We start from the raw sequence: 380 nt of genomic DNA, 5'->3' as shown, positions 1-380 counted from the left end.
GTGCTGTTGAACACCGCCATTGCCGCCGCCCGCGACCCGGTGCTCATGGCCCGGGCCATGAGGCTCGGCGTGGAAGCCGGGCGGGCCGCCTTCCTGGCCGGCCGCATGCCGAAGAAGCTCTACGCCACCGCCAGCAGTCCGCTCGACGGCCCGTTCTTCTAGGCACAGGAAGCGGCAGGCTGGCACCCTGCCGCCTGATTGGTGGAAGCGTCAAAAATCGGGTTGTTTCTTGAAAATCACAAAAATACCCCATTATTTCCACCCTATCCCGCTGAAGAACCCCGTCCTTCCCAGAGTTGCCTGCCCGTTCTGTTGTTCCCATTCTCCATGCAGAGTCGCCGGCCCTCGGCTATCGGCCCTTTGTTCCACCTCTCTCCCGG

At 62.9% G+C, this 380-nt stretch carries 1 pseudogene; it reads left to right on the top strand.

From position 1 onward, the window contains the following. Window positions 1–162: pseudogene (locus HFC70_RS26735) on the top strand (thiazole synthase); the annotation flags it as partial. Window positions 163–380: the final 218 nt, after the last annotated feature.

The sequence above is a fragment of the Agrobacterium sp. a22-2 genome (assembly GCF_012276985.1).
Lineage (GTDB): Bacteria > Pseudomonadota > Alphaproteobacteria > Rhizobiales > Rhizobiaceae > Allorhizobium.
This window is presented reverse-complemented; position numbering and strand designations above follow the sequence as displayed.